The sequence below is a fragment of the Pseudarthrobacter sp. NPDC080039 genome (genome assembly GCF_040702335.1).
Classification (GTDB): Bacteria; Actinomycetota; Actinomycetes; order Actinomycetales; family Micrococcaceae; genus Arthrobacter; species Arthrobacter enclensis_A.
In genome coordinates, this window is record NZ_JBFBKY010000015.1 from 1 (window position 1) to 17,035 (window position 17,035).

The 17,035-nt window shown below is 60.8% G+C and carries 16 protein-coding genes; 13 read left to right on the forward strand and 3 right to left on the reverse strand.

Annotation, left to right across the window (positions count from 1 at the left end; translation table 11 throughout):
- Positions 1-1,247: 1,247 nt before the first annotated feature.
- The 13 genes from AB0313_RS15215 to AB0313_RS15275 all read left to right on the forward strand — a co-directional run bounded on the left by AB0313_RS15215 (position 1,248) and on the right by AB0313_RS15275 (position 15,241).
- Positions 1,248-1,436 (forward strand): hypothetical protein, encoded by a 189-nt coding sequence (locus tag AB0313_RS15215; protein WP_366306501.1) that lies wholly within the window; start codon positions 1,248-1,250, stop codon positions 1,434-1,436.
- Between the two features lie 602 nt (positions 1,437-2,038).
- A complete protein-coding gene (locus tag AB0313_RS15220; protein WP_366306503.1) occupies positions 2,039-2,644 on the forward strand; it encodes a PTS glucitol/sorbitol transporter subunit IIC in 606 nt (201 codons plus the stop codon).
- A gap of 2 nt (positions 2,645-2,646) precedes the next feature.
- The gene (locus AB0313_RS15225; RefSeq protein ID WP_366306505.1) at positions 2,647-3,735 is read left to right on the forward strand and encodes a PTS sorbitol transporter subunit IIB; all 1,089 of its coding nucleotides are present in this window, start codon (positions 2,647-2,649) and stop codon (positions 3,733-3,735) included.
- Between the two features lie 42 nt (positions 3,736-3,777).
- Positions 3,778-4,188, forward strand: a complete 411-nt coding sequence (locus AB0313_RS15230; protein WP_366306506.1) for a PTS glucitol/sorbitol transporter subunit IIA — start codon at positions 3,778-3,780, stop codon at positions 4,186-4,188.
- A complete protein-coding gene (locus AB0313_RS15235) occupies positions 4,185-4,580 on the forward strand; it encodes a transcriptional regulator GutM (protein ID WP_366306508.1) in 396 nt (131 codons plus the stop codon). Before AB0313_RS15230 ends, AB0313_RS15235 begins: the two co-directional genes overlap by 4 nt.
- Positions 4,581-4,666: 86 nt before the next feature.
- Positions 4,667-5,983, forward strand: coding sequence for an SAF domain-containing protein (locus tag AB0313_RS15240; RefSeq protein ID WP_366306510.1), 1,317 nt, complete (start codon positions 4,667-4,669; stop codon positions 5,981-5,983).
- Between the two features lie 49 nt (positions 5,984-6,032).
- The gene (locus tag AB0313_RS15245) at positions 6,033-7,004 is read left to right on the forward strand and encodes a thiamine pyrophosphate-dependent dehydrogenase E1 component subunit alpha (protein ID WP_366306512.1); all 972 of its coding nucleotides are present in this window, start codon (positions 6,033-6,035) and stop codon (positions 7,002-7,004) included.
- A 64-nt stretch (positions 7,005-7,068) separates the two neighbouring features.
- Positions 7,069-8,043 carry an alpha-ketoacid dehydrogenase subunit beta gene (locus AB0313_RS15250; RefSeq protein ID WP_366306633.1) on the forward strand — a complete coding sequence of 325 codons (975 nt, stop codon included), beginning with the start codon at positions 7,069-7,071 and terminating at the stop codon, positions 8,041-8,043.
- A 1-nt stretch (position 8,044) separates the two neighbouring features.
- Positions 8,045-9,316, forward strand: a complete 1,272-nt coding sequence (locus tag AB0313_RS15255; protein ID WP_366306514.1) for a dihydrolipoamide acetyltransferase family protein — start codon at positions 8,045-8,047, stop codon at positions 9,314-9,316.
- Between the two features lie 629 nt (positions 9,317-9,945).
- The gene (locus AB0313_RS15260; protein ID WP_366306516.1) at positions 9,946-10,890 is read left to right on the forward strand and encodes a serine hydrolase domain-containing protein; all 945 of its coding nucleotides are present in this window, start codon (positions 9,946-9,948) and stop codon (positions 10,888-10,890) included.
- Between the two features lies 1 nt (position 10,891).
- The gene (gene lipA / locus AB0313_RS15265; protein WP_366306518.1) at positions 10,892-11,851 is read left to right on the forward strand and encodes a lipoyl synthase; all 960 of its coding nucleotides are present in this window, start codon (positions 10,892-10,894) and stop codon (positions 11,849-11,851) included.
- 126 nt (positions 11,852-11,977) lie between these two features.
- The gene (locus AB0313_RS15270) at positions 11,978-13,651 is read left to right on the forward strand and encodes a thiamine pyrophosphate-dependent enzyme (RefSeq protein WP_366306520.1); all 1,674 of its coding nucleotides are present in this window, start codon (positions 11,978-11,980) and stop codon (positions 13,649-13,651) included.
- Positions 13,652-13,738: 87 nt separating this feature from the next.
- Positions 13,739-15,241, forward strand: coding sequence for an NAD-dependent succinate-semialdehyde dehydrogenase (locus AB0313_RS15275; protein WP_366306522.1), 1,503 nt, complete (start codon positions 13,739-13,741; stop codon positions 15,239-15,241).
- 272 nt (positions 15,242-15,513) lie between these two features.
- On the opposite strand, the gene AB0313_RS15280 is transcribed toward AB0313_RS15275, so the two are convergent.
- The 3 genes from AB0313_RS15280 to AB0313_RS15290 are packed head-to-tail and all read right to left on the reverse strand — an operon-like array spanning position 15,514 to position 17,024.
- A complete protein-coding gene (locus AB0313_RS15280; RefSeq protein ID WP_366306524.1) occupies positions 15,514-15,981 on the reverse strand; it encodes an NUDIX domain-containing protein in 468 nt (155 codons plus the stop codon).
- Between the two features lie 27 nt (positions 15,982-16,008).
- On the reverse strand, positions 16,009-16,530 hold the full coding sequence (locus tag AB0313_RS15285; RefSeq protein WP_366306526.1) for an NAD(P)H-dependent oxidoreductase: 522 nt from the start codon (positions 16,528-16,530) through the stop codon (positions 16,009-16,011).
- Positions 16,527-17,024 (reverse strand): flavin reductase family protein, encoded by a 498-nt coding sequence (locus AB0313_RS15290; RefSeq protein WP_366306528.1) that lies wholly within the window; start codon positions 17,022-17,024, stop codon positions 16,527-16,529. Before AB0313_RS15290 ends, AB0313_RS15285 begins: the two co-directional genes overlap by 4 nt.
- Positions 17,025-17,035: the final 11 nt, after the last annotated feature.

Here is a 17,035-nt window from a genome sequence, read left to right on the forward strand (position 1 = left end):
GTGTCTGCGTGCCATGATTCGTGAATTTCCTCCTGTGCCCATTCTCGGACACGAAACTCACACAAACACTGGACTCCTTACCGGGGACCCAACCACCTGCCCAACTCCTCCCGGACCTGGACCCATAAGTCAGATGCACCCCGTGGATCATTCCGTGGGTATCCCGCCAGTTCGCGAAGAGAGGGAGAGTCATAGCCTTCAACAAGCAAATCAGCTGCTACATCCGGATACTTCTCGCTGGGTACCAACCCCACTTGGTCGCGCAAAAACATCAGGCGCACATTTCCGGTTTCCTGTTCCATGGAAAAACCCTAGTCCCGGCGTCGACCATCCCTCACCTCCGCAACGGACGTGCCACAGGGTGATCCTTTACCGGGAACTCAGAGGCGCGCGGTTGCTCAACTCCTATTTGATCCGCGATTTACAGTTGCCCGCCCCGAACGGTCCCTATTCGCCCGTCCGAGCCGCGCCAATGCTCCAGACGGTGGTCCTAAATCAAGCCGTCATGGTGGCCCTGAATCAGGTTGACATATTCACGCGGTGGTGGCTTGCTTGAAATGCCGCGGTTCTTAGCTCCTCTCCGCAAATGCTCCTGGCGTCGGCAGATTCGACTGCTGGTAATTCCGCTGCCCTGATGCTGGCCCAGCCGCAATGGCGCCGGGAAAAGGGCGGACCATGGGGCGGCGTTTCAGAGCTCAGCGCAGCCAGCTTGGGCCTGCAGCGGGGACGATGCGTAACCTGTCGAAGCCGTGGACAGCTGCCGTGGAGCGATGGGAGCCGGGCGCGCCCTGGCCGCCATGGGCGCGCCAGGGCGGCTCGGGCTACGATCCTCGCGCAGGCTCTGCGTCAAACTCCCCGGCCTGCCGCATCCTCTCAGCTGCAGTGCCCTCGCCGGCTGATGTCGAGGCCTGGCTATCGTCATGGGTCCCCGAGCTGGCCACACCGACGACCTCGGTCGTTGTCGAGAATGTGGACCAACTGTCCGCGTGGGCGGCGCAGGAGCTGCCAATCCAGGCCCTTCGGGCCCTGCGGTCGTTGCCCGGGAAGAATGCTGATGAGCAGGCACGACCCGTTTAGGGCCGTGAACTTGAATCCATCCCGCAACCCCTGGCAGGGATGATCGACACCCTGGTGTGTGTCCCGGCCCTGCGGGAACGAGGTGACGATGTCTTGAAGTTGGCCCGATACGCAGCAGCCAGAGCCCCTTTCAGGAAATTAGCCTCACAACCGCCGCGGAAAAGGCACTGATGGCCCATAGTTGGCTGGAGAATCTCGACGAGTTATTCACCGTGATCCACGCTGCGGCTGCGCGGACTGAAACCATTGACCTCAGCCAGCTCCCCGCCCTCCTCGTAGGCGCAGGAGCAGCGGCAGCTAAGCCGCACCAGGCCTTGGAACGGAACGAAATTGTCCGGCGCCTTTCCATCCCTGGATGACAGTAAGTGTGGCCGCAGAGCAGAACTTGGGATCAGTCGGCGACTATTTAGCGCCGAATGGCTCGGCTGGGGATCGCTTTTCCTAAGTAGTCTGCCCATTCGGAGGAGAGGGTGTGCCTGGCGGTAACAGCTCTGGTGTCTGCCGTTCGTTTTCTTGCTCTCTGAATCGAGCCGCCTCACGCACGCGCGGGGCCACGGTACCCCTGTCCGTGGAGACTGCGAGCCCGGAGCGCGGGGGCGAAGCAACCTCTCTCCCCCGCCCTGGCGCATCATCTGTATGCATTCCCGCAGTATCACCGGCGTTGCGGCTGCCCCGTGGAACCGCGTTACCAGGGCATTTGAATGTTTCCGGCAAGCACTTGAAGCGGGACGCCCAATGGTGTTAGATAAATCACAACCTGCATTTGTGATTTGCATTTGCACATAAGTGCAGATAGTTCCGGACAGGATCGTTCCGATTCACCCGGCTATTTTGATCCTCCATCTGTAGACGATGACGTCACTACGAAAGGAATACCGTGGGGATACAACTTCTGGCTCTCCAGGCCGCTAACGACCCGACACCCCCGCCCCCAGCCTCAGACAATCCAGTCCTTCAAGGGATGGAATGGGCAGCTTCGCACTTCATTGGTTACTTTGAGGCCGCCGGCAAGAACTTCACCGGTCTCATTACCGGAATCCTCCCGACCCTGATCGTCCTTCTGACGGCCATGTATGCCATTACCACCTGGATCGGGGAGGAACGCGTCACCAGGGCAGTTCAATGGTCGGGCAGGTATGCCATTACCCGCTATACCGTGATGCCCGTGTTGGCAGTGATCATGCTGACCAACCCCATGTGTTATTCGTTCGGCAAATTCCTTCCGGAGCGCCAAAAGCCCGCCTTCTACGACTCCGCGGTCTCCTTTGTGCATCCCGTCACTTCCTTCTTTCCACAGGCAAATGCGGGCGAGCTCTTCGTCTGGGTAGGGGTCTCGGCTGGTGTTCTGAAGGCAGCTCCTGAAAAGTATCCGCTCCTGGCGCTTCTCTATTTCCTGGTCGGCATTGTGGTGATCTTCCTGCGCGGAGTGACGACGGAGTGGATCACGAACATCATGATCAAGCGGACCGGCCAGGACGCTGTCTTTGACGAGTACGACAGGGCGTTCAAGGAAACCGGAACGCACGGGCACAAGTCGGGCAAAGCCGTTGCAGGAGGGGTGGCATAACCATGAGTCAGAAACAGTACAACGCGGTACGTGTCAGCGCAGGTAATGGAGGATGGGGCCCGGGCTTCGTGCTCACTCCTACTGACGAGAAGAACGTCGTCCTCTCGGTTACAGGTGGCGGAATACATCCTGTGGCTGCCCGGATTGCAGAGCTTACAGGGGCAGAAGCAGTCGATGGATTCGTGAACCACATGGATGACAGCCGCGTTCTTGCCGCTGTTATTAATTGCGGGGGGACTGCCCGCATCGGGGTGTATCCGCGCAAGAAGATCAGTACCGTGGACGTCTTTGCGGGGGAGCCCGGCGGCCCGCTGGCTCAATTCATCACCGAGGACCTGTTCGTGTCTGCAGTGGGTGTGCGGAACGTAGAGCTTGTGGGAGAGACGGCATCAGTGCAAGCCACCTCCGCAGCCGCAGAAGGGTCTGCTGGGGCGGCAGTGGAAGCAGGCGGTGCGGCTGCCTACGGATCCCGGGGTCACGGAAAACCTGCGGCCGGCTCGAGTCCGGCTGCTGGAGAGCGGGAGCGTGGTGCCGAGTCACGCCGCCCAGGAATTCTTGGTGCTTTCTCCAACATTGTCGTCAAATTCGGTGCTGCCATCGGGCACCTGATTACTACCCTCCTGTCGTCTGGTCGCCAGGCCGTCAACCTGACCATCTCGACGATCCTGCCGTTCATGGCGTATGTCAGTCTCCTGGTTGGATTCGTGACATACACCGGCATCTCGCAGTGGATCGCAGCGGGTGTCCAGCCGCTGGCCTCAAACCCGTTGGGTCTGATCCTTTTGGGAGTTATCACAGGCATACCGGTTCTTTCGCCCATTCTCGGCCCGGGCGCCGCAATCGCCCAGGTTGTAGGAGTGCTCATGGGCACGCAAATCGCTGCCGGGTCCCTGCCCATCCAGTACGCGCTTCCCACGCTTTTCGCCATCGACGGGCAGGTTGGCTGCGACTTCATCCCCGTGGGGCTCTCGCTGGGTGAGGCAAAACCGGAGACGGTTGCAGTAGGAACTCCCGCAGTCCTCTTCTCGAGACTCATCACCTCGCCGCTGGCAGTGGCAATCGCCTGGCTGGCCAGCTTCCTCCTGGTATGACCAGCCGTCTCACCGCGTGACTGACAGAAAGAACTACAAAAGGTGAATTCAACGTTGAATACCCAGACCCAAACGTATTTCCGCACCGAGGTCACTGCCGTGGCCGACGAAGCCAGGGACATGATCGAAGGTGGCGTGATGATTCTCTTCTCGCCACCCTGTCCTCCTGCGCTGGGCGACATTAGCGTTCTCCATAAGCCCGTCCAACCACTTGAACGGACGCCGCAGGTAGGTGACGTGCTGAAGGTTGGCGCCGAATCTGCCGAACTCGTCTCCGTAGGAGAAATTGCCGGCGACAACCTCAAAGAACTTGGTCACGTCGTGGTCTATTTCAACAAGGCCCCCGGGGACAAGATTCTCCCCGGCGCCCTCCATGTGGGAGTAGCTTTGACCGCTCCCGCTCCCGGGGATGTCATCGAACTGGTTCATGCCTCGGATATTGGTTCGCGGTGAACACGGAGTTCGCCCTCCTTCTCGGCGGAGCCTTAGTGCTCGGTGCGCTGTTGAGCTGGGTACAGCAAAAGGCATATGCAAGGACGGTCCGCCGTATGGCTGACCAGTACAGCGGGCAGCCGGTGGCACTTGTGTCCGGCCGAGGCAAGGGGTTCGGCCGTGGGGCAATTGTTGTACTCGCCGTTGATGAACGGTCCAAGCGTGTCGTCGCTGCACAGGCAATGAAGGGGTCGACCGTCTTTGCCCGGTTCCGGTCTCGCCCGGACCTGTTGGGCCCCCTCTCGAATGCCCCTTCCCGTGCCCACTCTGCCCTTATGGGCAAGGCATTGCAGGAAGCCCAGAAGCAATACAAGCAACTCAGCTCCAAGCCCTTGCCTCAGAAGACGGCTTAGGCGATACTTAAACACAAATGTGATTCTAGTTTGCACAAAAATGCAAACAGTGACTTGAGCAGAATTTGGAAAGGTTGGTATTCCAGATGGGATACGTAAAGAAACTGCAGGAGCGCGAACTTGCCGCAGGACGACCTGTTCGCGTCGGCCTGGTCGGTGCAGGACAAATGGGAACCGGCTTCGTGGCCCAGATTGCTCGTCAGAAGGGTGTGGACATCACGGTTATTGCTGATGTCCAGCTTGAGCGTGCTGTGAAGGCATTCAAGAACGCCGGCATCGAGGACGTCAGCCAGGCAGACGACGTCGCCGGGCTTTCAGCTGTCATCAATTCCGGCGGCCGCGCGGCAGTCAACGACGCACTCATTCTCCCGAAATTGCCCATCGACCTGGTCATTGAGTGTTCGGGGGTACCGGAGGTCGCGGCAAAGGTTGCGTTGGCGTCGCTGCTCGGCGGCAAGGACGTGGCACTGATGACTGTTGAAGCGGACGTCACCGTTGGTCTGCTTCTGGCCAAGATCGCCGCCCAGACGGGCCGGGTCTACACGGTTTGCCGCGGTGATGAGCCTGTCGAATGCCTCAAGCTTGTCGAATATGTCCAGGACATCGGCCTCGAGGTGGTATGCGCGGGCAAGGGAAAGAATAATCCGCTGAACCACGATGCCACACCGGACACCCTGAGCGACGAGGCGGCTTCCAAGGGGATGAACCCCCGCATGCTCTGCAGCTTTGTGGATGGAACGAAGACGATGATCGAGATGGCCGCACTGTCCAATGCCACTGGACTGCCGTTGTCACAGCGGTCCATGATCGGCGCGCCGAGCACGGTGCCTGAACTGCACGACACCTTCCGCCCCGAGTCTGTAGGCGGCGTTCTGCCCAAGGAAGGCGTCGTTGACTACGCCACCGGCCCGGTTGCCCCGGGCGTTTTCGTTGTGGGAAAGACCAACGACCCGGTTGTCAGGGAAGAACTCGAGTACCTCAAATTCGGTGAAGGACCCTACTACTCCTTCTACCGCCCCTACCACTTGGCAAGCATCGAGGCCGTCTTGTCGATCGGTGAGGCCGTTATTGACCGGACTCCCTCACTGGCCCCCGTCTGCTGGGAGGCAGAAGTCGTGGCGACGGCGAAGAAGGATCTGAAAGCCGGTGAAACCATCGATGGCATCGGCGGTTTCACCGTGTACGGCGATGCAGTGGCAGCTGAAACGGCCAGCGCGAATGGCGAATTGCCTATTGGGCTGGCTTACGGCGCAGTGCTCCGCCGCGACGTTCCCAAAGGCGCGGCCCTGACCTACGAGGACGTTGTTCTGGACGAACGCAAAACCATCGTCGCCTTGCGCCGCATGCAGGACGTCCTGCTCACCGAAGGAACCCTGGCCGGCGAGCTCCTCACAGCCCTGTGACGACCACAGCCTGCCCACCCCAGCTATCCGTTTCACCAGACGAGGGAAAATGACTGAAATAGCGAGCGATCCCACCCAGGCACGCGAAGTTCTCAGCACAATGTGGAAGATCCGCCGATTCGAAGAGGGCGTGGACGATCTTTTCGGCCGAGGACTGATGCACGGCACGATGCACCTGTCCATCGGACAGGAAGCCGTGCCAACCGCTGCCTGCCTTTCCCTTAACCGCGACGACTACATCACCTCCACCCACCGGGGCCACGGTCACTGCATCGCCAAGGGTGCCGACCTGGAAAAGATGATGGCCGAGCTGCTGGCCAAGGAAACCGGCTACTGCCGGGGACGGGGTGGGTCAATGCATATCGCAGACACCACCACCGGCAACCTCGGCGCGAACGGCATCGTCGCCGGCGGCGTACCCATCGCAGCCGGCGCAGCGCTCTCAGCGAAGATGAGAGGCACCTCGCAGGTTGCGGTCTGTTTTCACGGAGACGGTGCCATGGGTGAAGGCGCATGGCATGAAGGCGTTATTCTTGCCGCGATGTGGGATCTTCCGGTCATCTTCATCTGCGAAAACAACAAGTACGGCATGTCGATGAATTCAGAAGAAGCCTTCCGGCTCGAACAGCTCTCGGACCGGGCCAAGGGCTACGGAATCCCCGGCTACACCGTAGACGGCAATGACGTCCAGGCCGTATTCGAGGTCGTGAACGAGGCTGTCAAGCGGGCCCGCGCCGGGAACGGCCCCACATTCATTGAAGCGAAAACCTACCGCTGGAAAGGTCACTCCAAGAGCGACAAAAACCTGTACCGCACACGCGAAGAAATCGCCGAGTGGCGCGAGCGGGACCCCATCCTGGCGTTCGAACAGCAAGCTCTGGCAGCCGGCAGCCTTACCACCCAGGACATCGAGCAGGTCCGCAACGAAGCCCGCGACGAACTCCGCGACGCCGTGCAAAAAGCAAACGCAGCACCGGACGCATCCGCCGACGAGCTGCTTTCCGCCGTATACGCGAGCTGACAGAAAGTATGGAATAGCAGTGGCTAACGAAGCAGTAGAACAACACGACCAACAAGTCCAGACAATGACGTACGCCGAAGCGATCCGAAGTGCGCTCGGACAGGCCATGGACGAAGACCCCACTGTCTTCATGATGGGTGAAGACATCGGAGTGTACGGCGGTGCGTTCGGTGTTACCGGAGAGCTCATCAAGAAGGTCGGAAAAGAGCGCATACGAGACACCACCATCAGCGAGCTGGGTGCTGTGGGCGCCGGTGTCGGTGCGGCCATGACCGGTATGAAACCCATCGTTGAAATTCAATTCTCGGACTTCACGGCCCAGGCCATGGACCAGATCGCCAACCAGGCCGCGAAGATCCACTTCATGCTTGGGGGCGCGGTCAACGTGCCACTGGTCATCCGGGCGCCGGGCGGGTCGGGCACCGGCGCTGCAGCTCAGCACTCGCAAAGCCTTGAAGCGTGGTTCGCTCACATTCCTGGTCTCAAAGTGGCCATGCCGTCCACGCCGGCTGAGGCGAAGGGCCTGCTCCTGTCAGCGATTGACGACCCCAACCCGGTCATCATTATCGAACACAAACTGCTGTACCGGACCAGCGGGCCGGTGCCTGTCGCGGCAGAACGGGTCCCGCTGGGCGTCGCCAAAGTCCGCCGTCATGGTGCTGACCTCACAATCGTCGCAACCGGCATTGAAGTATCACGCGCCCTTGAGGCAGCGGAAGAACTTGCCGCCGCCGGCATCGAAGCGACCGTCATCGATCCCAGGACTCTGAAACCCCTTGATGAAGGCACCATTCTGAAGTCGGTTATGGAGACCGGACGTGTCCTCCTGGTCCAGGAAGCAGTACGGACGCTGGGTTTCATGTCCGAAGTCGCTGCCATCATTTCCGAGTCGGAAGCGTTCGTCCATCTCCGGGCACCCATCAAGAGACTCGCCGGACTGGACATCCCCATCCCTTACGCCCCACAGCTTGAAAAGGCGTCGGTGCCCCAAACCGACGACATCGTCAAGGCGGCGCTCCAGATGGTAAAGGAGTGGTGAAATGGCCGAGATGCCACTGACCATGCCCAAGATGTCCATGACCATGGAAGAAGGCATCATGGTCGCATGGTTCAAAGGTGCCGGGGATACCGTCGCCGCCGGGGAGCCCGTATGCGAAGTCACCACAGACAAGGTGGAGATGGAGGTTGAAAGCCCGGTAGACGGAACCCTAAGCCGGATCGTCGCCTCGCCCGAAGACGTCATCAAGGTCGGCGACCCGATCGCCTTTATCAACACCGAGGCCGAAGACTTGTTCGGAGACCTCCTGCGCGGCGAGCCAGAACCGACGGACTCAACTGATGCGGCTGACGCGGCTGACGGAGGGACTGTTCCAGACGCAGCCCCGGCACCAGTCCCCCAGCCCATGCCGGAAAACACGCCGGAGTCCGTCTCCCGCCCAACTGCCGTTCCCCTTGCCCGCCGGCTGGCTGAGCAGGACCGCCTTGATCTCTCGGCTGTAAAAGGTACCGGTCCTTGGGGCGCGGTCCGCGTCCAGGACGTCGAACAACTTACTGCTGACACGGTACAGCCACAGCAGGTCCAGCCCGCCGTGCCGGCGCGCCCAGCAAAGGAAGTTGTTTCGGTCTCGCAGATCGCTACTTCCGGGGTCGACCAAGGCTGGTTGAGGATGCGCACCCAGGTGGCGAAGGTAATGTCGGCGTCGGCCTTGATTCCCCAGTTCACGGCCTACGCGGATGTTGACCTCAGCAAATTGGCCAAGGTTCGCAAGACTGCCCTTGGTGGGGCAAGTTGGACGACTATCCTCATCAAGGCCCAGGCTCTCGCCCTGCGCACCCACCATCATCTGAATGACTACTGGGAAGACTCGAACGTTGTACGGAATCCGCATATCGGCATCGGCCTGGCCGTCGATTCCGAACGGGGCCTTCTGGCGCCAGTCCTTCACAATCCGGATCTGGTCCCGCTCTTGGAGCTGAACGAGCAAGTGCGCGCCACGGCCCAGGCAGTGCGAGAAGGAAAAACAAGCTTGGCCGCCCTGTCGGGAGGGACCGCTGTGTTCTCGAACCTGGGATCATACGGCGTCGATTCTTTCAACGCACTGCTAACCCCCCGGCAATCCAGTGCCATTTCCTGTGGCGCCGTTGGACCGAAAGTCATGGCCACAGGTGAGGACACTTTCGGTGTCCGAACCGGCTGCACAGTCGGGCTGACTGTCGACCATCGAATCGCCGACGGCGCCGACGCAGCCCGCTACCTAAACACGCTGCGCGAGATTCTGTCCGATCCAAGTCGGCTCGGCGCAATCAAGTAGCGACAACTGAGGGCCTCATGCTGGCCCATGAATGCTCTGTTTCCCTTCCGTATGAGACCGGACCAAGGGAAGGAAGATGGTGCACGTGACGCGGGGGCGCCATGTGCACCATCATCCGGAACAGAATCAACAGCTACTTGAATCCCGCACCCTGCTTCAAGCCCTCACGCAGTTCGACGGCTCAGCCTCGAACGTTCGAAACCGGAAAATGCGCAAAGAGGTAAGTAATTTGAACACCCAGACACAAAATCCGCCAAGCACTCGTGGACGGGCCACAGCGATCTCCCGCGGAAGACAGCCAGTAAGGGATTGGTCAAAAATCCCCCGGTCAACCCAAATTGCTCTGATCCACGGATACCAGCCGGTCGCAGCAGGGTGGATGGATGCCGTGATGCCCGATGGCAGCGGAATCTGGCTGGTCTGCAGTGAGGACGGTCAACGGCGGTTTTTCCTTCGCGAGAAGGGACTCTACGCCGTCCGCTGGGAGAGTGCATGATCAGCCGGACAGGCGTGCACCACGAGATCCTGGCAACAATGCGGCGCGTCGCAACCCGCGCGCGTCCTGAGGCCAGCTATCGACTTCACTCAGTGGTACCAACCACGTCCTATATCTCTAGGAGGATCTTCAATTGACTCGATTGATCAACGACGGCTGGCCGCCGCTGACAGGAGAACTTAGGGAATACCTCCAGAAGTGGCCCGGGGACCCGTCCTTGGCAGTAGTCGGTCAAGAAGGCCCTATCGCCGGCCACGACACCGGACAGACATATCGACTTGCCTCCGTCACCAAGCTCCTGACGGCACTCACTATCCTGGACGCCGCTGAGAGCGGTGAAATTTCACTACACGACCAGTCCGGGCCGAAGGGGGCCACCGTCCTCCACCTGTTGGCACACGCCTCTGGTATCAACTTCGAGGACGGGCGCGTGAAAGCACCGGTCGGTTCACGGAGGATCTACTCCAATGCCGGCATTGACCTTGCCGCCGAGCACCTCACCGCCGCGACAGGAAAGGACTTCAAAGACGAGATGCGGGACCGAGTGCTGGAGCCCCTGGGCATGCTGCATACAACGCTGCGCGGCGCCCCTTCCAAAGGCGCGGAAGGGACAATCACTGATATCGCGCTATTGGCACACGAACTGCTGCGCCCCAAGTTGTTTGCCGGACCCGTCGAGAAACTTGCAACCCTGGCCTACCCCAACTTATCCGGCTTCCTGCCCGGCTTCGGACACCACCTGAACAACGACTGGGGCGCAGGAGCGGAGATCCGCGGAACCAAATCGCCGCACTGGACCAGCCCAAATAACTCACCGGGAACCTTTGGGCATTTCGGCGTCAGTGGCAGCTTTTTATGGGTGGACCGTCAGGCGGGCATAGCCTGCGCAGCACTATCGACCGTAGATTTTGATGAATGGGCAACCCGCATGTGGCCCGAAACCTCAACTGTTGTGTTGAGCTCGTACTCCGGCCCCGGAGGTAAGCGCCCCGAAACTACAGGTACGGTCACACAAGCTCATGACCTGGTCGAAGCTGCGCCCTCGGGGGCAACTACTCAATTTGTCCCCGGAGCATGAAGTGAGCGTGGTGCCAGAAGGCCGGCGTCTGCTTCGCGTGGAAGCGCGAAATGCCGCAACACCCGTCGAACGAAAACCTGTATGGCTCAGGAGCAGAGTTCAAACCGGACCCAACTTCATAGAACTAAAAAAGCTCGTGAAAGAGGACGGCCTGAATACTGTCTGCGAAGAAGCGGGCTGCCCCAACATTTTCGAGTGCTGGGAGGACAAGGAAGCAACCTTCCTGATCGGCGGCGCACAGTGCACCAGACGTTGCGACTTTTGCCAAATTGATACCGGAAAGCCCGACCTGGTCGACATTACGGAACCCGTCAAAGTCGCCGAATCCGTGCAGGCCATGGGCCTGCGGTACGCCACAGTCACCGGAGTAGCGCGGGACGATCAAGAAGACGGAGGAGCCTGGCTATATGCAGAAACGGTGCGACAAATCCACATGTTGAACCCAGGAACGGGAGTAGAAATCCTCATCCCCGACTTCAACGGACAACAGCAGCTCGTCCAACAAGTCATCGATGCCAGCCCCGAGGTTTTCGCGCACAACCTGGAAACAGTGCCGAGGATCTTCAAGTCAATACGTCCCGGTTTCCGTTATGAACGCTCGCTCAACGTTATAAGCCAAGGGCGGGAAAACAACATGGTCACAAAATCCAACCTGATGTTAGGCATGGGCGAGACGCGGCAAGAAATCTCCACCGCTCTCAGGCATTTGCACGACGCGGGGTGCGATCTAGTCACCATCAACCAATACCTTCGCCCGAGCCCCAGGCACCATCCTGTTGACCGATGGGTCAAACCACAGGAATTTGTCGATCTTCAAAGAGAAGCCGAAGAGATCGGATTCTTAGGCGTCATGAGCGGTCCCTTGGTTCGCTCTTCCTACCGCGCCAGCAGGCTTTGGTCAGAAGCAGTGGCCAAGAAGAGCCAAAGAGCTTCTCCCCAACTTTCCGATCTTCCCGCGTAGCACAAACCAAACCAGCTGGCACCTGATACTGCGGACTCGAGTGGCATCGCTTCCAGGTGCGACTCACACCGGTGCCAGCCAGCACAAGCACATCGATCAATAAGGGCCCTAGCAATGACCGATACCATGACGGATCAGACTCCGAGTACCAACGATCAGCAGGCGCTCAACCTGAAATCGGCAGGCCACGTCATCGTCGACACACTTGTCACCCATGGAGTTAAAAGAGCTCATGTGGTGCCCGGGGAAAGCTTCCTGGACGTCCTCGATGGGCTCCACGATTCGAGGATCGAGACGATCGTCTGCCGGCACGAAGGCGGAGCAAGCTACATGGCTGAGGCTGACGGCAAGATGAACCAGCTTCCGGGCATTGCGATGGTCACCCGGGGTCCTGGAGCAGCCAACGCACATGTAGGACTCCATACAGCCTGGCAGGACTCCACTCCCATGGTTCTTTTCGTAGGGCTTATCCCCTTCGCCCACCGTGACCGAGAAGCATTCCAGGAATTTGATATTAAGGCTTGGTTCGATTCCGGCGCCAAGCGCGTGATGGTCCTTGACCACGCTGAGCGTGCTTCCGAAATCGTGGCCGAAGCTTTGTTTGCCGCCATGAGCGGACGACCGGGGCCTGTCATTGTCGGCCTACCTGAAGACGTCATCCGCCAGCAGATCCCAGCTACCCTGCATCCTCCTATTCCGGTAGCAACCGGCGGCATGACTGCCACGGATGCTGCCGCAATGGCTACAGCCCTCGCTGCTTCCACCAAACCGCTGTTCGTCACCGGCGGGAATGACTGGACGCAGGAAGGCGCCGACCAGCTGACCGCCTGGCTGGAGAGGCACTCTATTCCTGCCGCGGCAGAGTGGAGGACCGAGGGGACCGTCCCCTTCGATTCGCCTTCCTATGTTGGCCCCATCGGCTACGGACGCCCTCGCCCCACCTACGATCTGCTGGAAGAAACCGACCTGCTGGTGTTCGTGGGCACCGTGCCGGGCGATGTCATCACCGACGGGTTTCTCTGCCGCCAGGACTGGAGCAAGAAGAATTTCCTGATCACCATCGATCCGTCGCTCCGGGGCCGATCTGGTCCCGTCTCCTACCACATCGTGGCCAAACCCGACGTGTTCATCCGGGACCTCGCCAAGATCGAGCTCCCCGTAAAGAAAGAGTGGAAGGCCTGGACGGCCAAGATGCGCGGCGAGCAGGAAGCCTTTTCCGCACTCCCGCCAGCCACCCCGTCGGACGGCCCCGCACGCATGGATACGCTGATGGCCAACCTCGTGCCCACCCTGCCCGAAGACGCGATGGTCACCCTCGGCGCCGGCGAGCACACCAACTGGGCCCACCGCTATTTCCCCACCCAGCGCTATGCATCCATGATCAGCGCCCGCAACGGTTCCATGGGCTACTCCATTCCGTCGGCCGTCGCCGCCTCCCTGGAGTACCCGGGCCGGCGCGTGGTGACGATCGCCGGCGACGGGGAATTCCTCATGAATGGCCAGGAACTAGCCACCGCCGCCCAGTACGGCGCCACTCCCCTCATCGTCGTGATGGACAACCAGGAATACGGCACCATCCGAACACACCAGGAACGCCACTACCCACAACGAATCTCAGGAACCCAGCTAAAGAACCCGGAGTTCGCACTCATGGCGCAAGCCTTCGGCGGCTTCGGCATCAAGGTGGAACGCGATGCCGACATTCCCGCCGCCCTCACCGCAGCACTCAAAGCCATCGACGATGAGCACGTTTTCGCGCTCATCCACCTCGTGGTCGAGCAAAGGGTCAAAGCCTATTAACCCTGGGATTACACCGCTAATAACCGAGCAACTTCAAAATCACGGCGATTGAGCCTGCCGAAATCTCTGACACCCATAGGACTTGTAATGACCACTTCGCAAATTGCCCCTGCCGTCTCTTCCGAACGCGAAACCTCCCTGCTCGCATCTGTGCCGACCGGTCTGCTGATTAATGGTGAGTGGCGGGACGCGTCCGATGGCGGCACGTTCGATGTGCACGATCCCGCCACCGGACATGTACTAGCTACCCTCGCGTCCGCAACGAGCGAGGACGCGGTCGCCGCGCTCGACGCGGCCGATGCCGTCCAGTCCTCCTGGGCCCGCACCGCGCCACGGGTGCGGGCGGAGATCCTGCGCCGCGCCTTCGACCTGGTCACCGAACGTGCGGAGGACTTCGCCCTGCTCATGACGTTGGAGATGGGAAAACCGTTGGCCGAGGCCCGCGGCGAAGTCACCTACGGGGCGGAGTTCCTGCGCTGGTTCGCCGAGGAAACCGTCCGCGACTACGGCCGCTACCTCACCACCCCCGAGGGCAAAAACAAGATCCTGGTCCAGCACAAACCCGTGGGACCCTGCCTGCTCATCACCCCGTGGAACTTCCCGCTCGCGATGGCCACCCGCAAGGTCGCCCCCGCCATCGCCGCCGGCTGCACCATGGTCCTCAAACCCGCCAAACTCACCCCGCTTACCGCCCAGTACTTCGCCCAGACCATTCTCGACGCCGGACTCCCGCCCGGGGTCCTGAACGTCGTTGCCTCCTCCTCCGCCTCCGGGATCTCCGGGCCGCTGCTGCAGGACTCCCGGCTGCGGAAGGTCTCCTTCACCGGCTCCACCCCGGTGGGCAAGCGGCTGATGGCCGACGCGGCACAGAACGTGCTGCGGACCTCGATGGAACTCGGCGGGAACGCCCCCTTCATCGTCTTCGAAGACGCCGACCTCGACGCCGCCGTCGAGGGTGCGATGGCGGCGAAAATGCGGAACATGGGGGAGGCCTGCACTGCCGCCAACCGCTTCCTGGTCCACGAGTCCGTGGCCCAGGAATTTACCCGTAAGTTCGCCGCCGTCATGGGTGCGCTGACCACCGGGCGCGGCACCGACCCCGCGACCAAGGTGGGACCTTTGATTGACGGTGGTGCGCGGGATGACGTGCATGCCCTGGTGGCTGCCGCCGTCGATGCCGGTGCCGTTGCCGTGACCGGTGGCGCTCCCGTGGAAGGGCCCGGCTACTTTTACCAGCCCACGGTTCTGGGCAACGTACCGAACAACGCGGCGATCCTGGGCCAGGAAATCTTCGGCCCCGTCGCCCCCATCACTACCTTCGCGACCGAGCAAGAGGCCATCAAACTGGCCAACGCGAGTGAGTACGGCCTGGCGTCCTATCTCTACAGCCGTGACTTCAACCGCCTCCTGCGCGTCGCGGAACAGATTGAGTTCGGCATGGTCGGGTTCAACGCGGGCGTCATTTCCAACGCAGCCGCACCCTTCGGCGGCGTCAAACAATCGGGCCTCGGCCGCGAAGGCGGCTCCGAAGGCATCGCCGAATACACCACCACCCAATACATCGGTATCACCAACCCCTACGCGGGCTAGTCCGGAAGTTCTCCTTCTTCCGCCGGCCCAGTTCTAGCCGCTGCTAGGCTGGCGGATGCCCTTCACCCGTTCCTCTTCCAACTTTTACGGGTGAGGGGCCGGTGGGGAATGGCGACCTCTGAACCCGCCATTCCCCACCACTCCTTCGCGCCAGCGAGAGGTACACCCCAACCTGCCAGCAAGGGCTTTGTCGGCAATTTCGTTGACGGCACTTTGGGGTTGACCTTTGTCTAGCGCGAGGTTCAGTCATCAATGTCTACTTTTTTGCTGGTTCAGCGGTTCAGATGTCCGGTCGCTTTCAGGACCGAATCGAGCCATGAGACCCTGTTGGTGAATCGTGCGGCCTTGTGTGGCACTGTCCACTTGCAGGCCTCATGTTCCCAATCCAGGGACAGTCGTCGCTTTGAGGTGACTGCGGTGAAGGTATGGACTGTCCAGGTGGCTCCGGACTCGTCGTGGAGTATCAGTTTTTCGCCTGGCCCTAGCTCGAGGAGGTCGCCGTCGGTAAGGCCGGTTTCCTCGGCCAGTTCCAGCAAGGCTTGCTCCCGGGGTGATGCACCTGACTCGAGGTAGCCGGTGACACAGTGCCAGCGCCCGCGGTCGTGGCCCACACTGCGGCTTCGTTTTAGCATCGCGATTTTTCCATGCCGCTTGATGACAACAGCGACAACGCTGTGGCATGAAGACGATTTCCGCACCATGTTCACGTGGTCGTGCTCCTCGTCATAGGTTTTGTGCATTCTTTCGTGTTCGTGCCCGCGCCCCGGTTAGACCAGGGGTTTTAGCGACTTGAGGGCGGTGGAGTTCCGGACGGCGGCGGCGAGCTCCCACAGGGCTGCGCCGTGCGTCCGGCACTGCTCGACGGCGTCGGCGACCGTATTCCCTTCGCTGTCGAAATGCAGCGGGTGGAAGAACAGGCTGGGCGCCAGCACCTGGGTTCCGAAAAAGCCCCGCAGCACCCCTGCCAGGTCCTCCGTCCCGAGGAAATGCGCCATTGAACCTCCCGTCATCACCACAGCTGCGGGCGTGGCGAGCAGCGGCGCGTTTGCCCCGTCCCTGTCGATTTTTTCCAGCAGGACGCGTAGTGCCGAACTGTGTGAGGCCCGGTAGGTGGGGCTGCCGAAGACCACCGCATCAGCTTCGGCAATCCGGTTCACCGCATCAGGTGCCCCGCAGGTGATGAGATCGACGGCAGCCCCTTGCGACGCCGCGCCTTCCAGCACGTGGCCCACGACTTTCGCCGTCTTGCCGGGCCCGTGGGGGCTGCCGTCGATCCCGAGGATTTTCACCTGGCCAGTTCCATCATGGTGGCGTAGGAGCCCTTGAAGAAGAGCAGCGGCTCTGCATCGGAACGGGCTTGCATGGCCTTCACCAGGCCGAGCACGATGGTGTGGTCCCCACCGTCGTATTCCTCGTGAAGCTCGCAGTCGATCCACGCGAGGGCTTTGTCCAGGATCGGGTTTCCCAGCGGTGAGGTGTGGTGGTCCACGCCCTCGAATTTGTCCGTCCCGGAACGGGCGAACTTGTTGGACAGTGCCTGATGTTCGGCCGGGAGGATATTGACGCAGAAGCGTCCCACGTCGCGAAGGGCCGGCCAGGTGCTGGAGGTGCGGGCGGGGTTGAACGAGATCAGTGGCGGCTCCAGCGACAAGGAGGTGAATGACTGGCAGGTGAAACCGGCCGGCCCGTTTTCCGTTGCTGCGGTGATGACCGTCAGTCCCGAGCAGAAGTGGCCGAGGATTTCGCGCATGCGCTGGGGGGTGACTTCGTGGGCAGTGTTCATTGTGGTGTCCT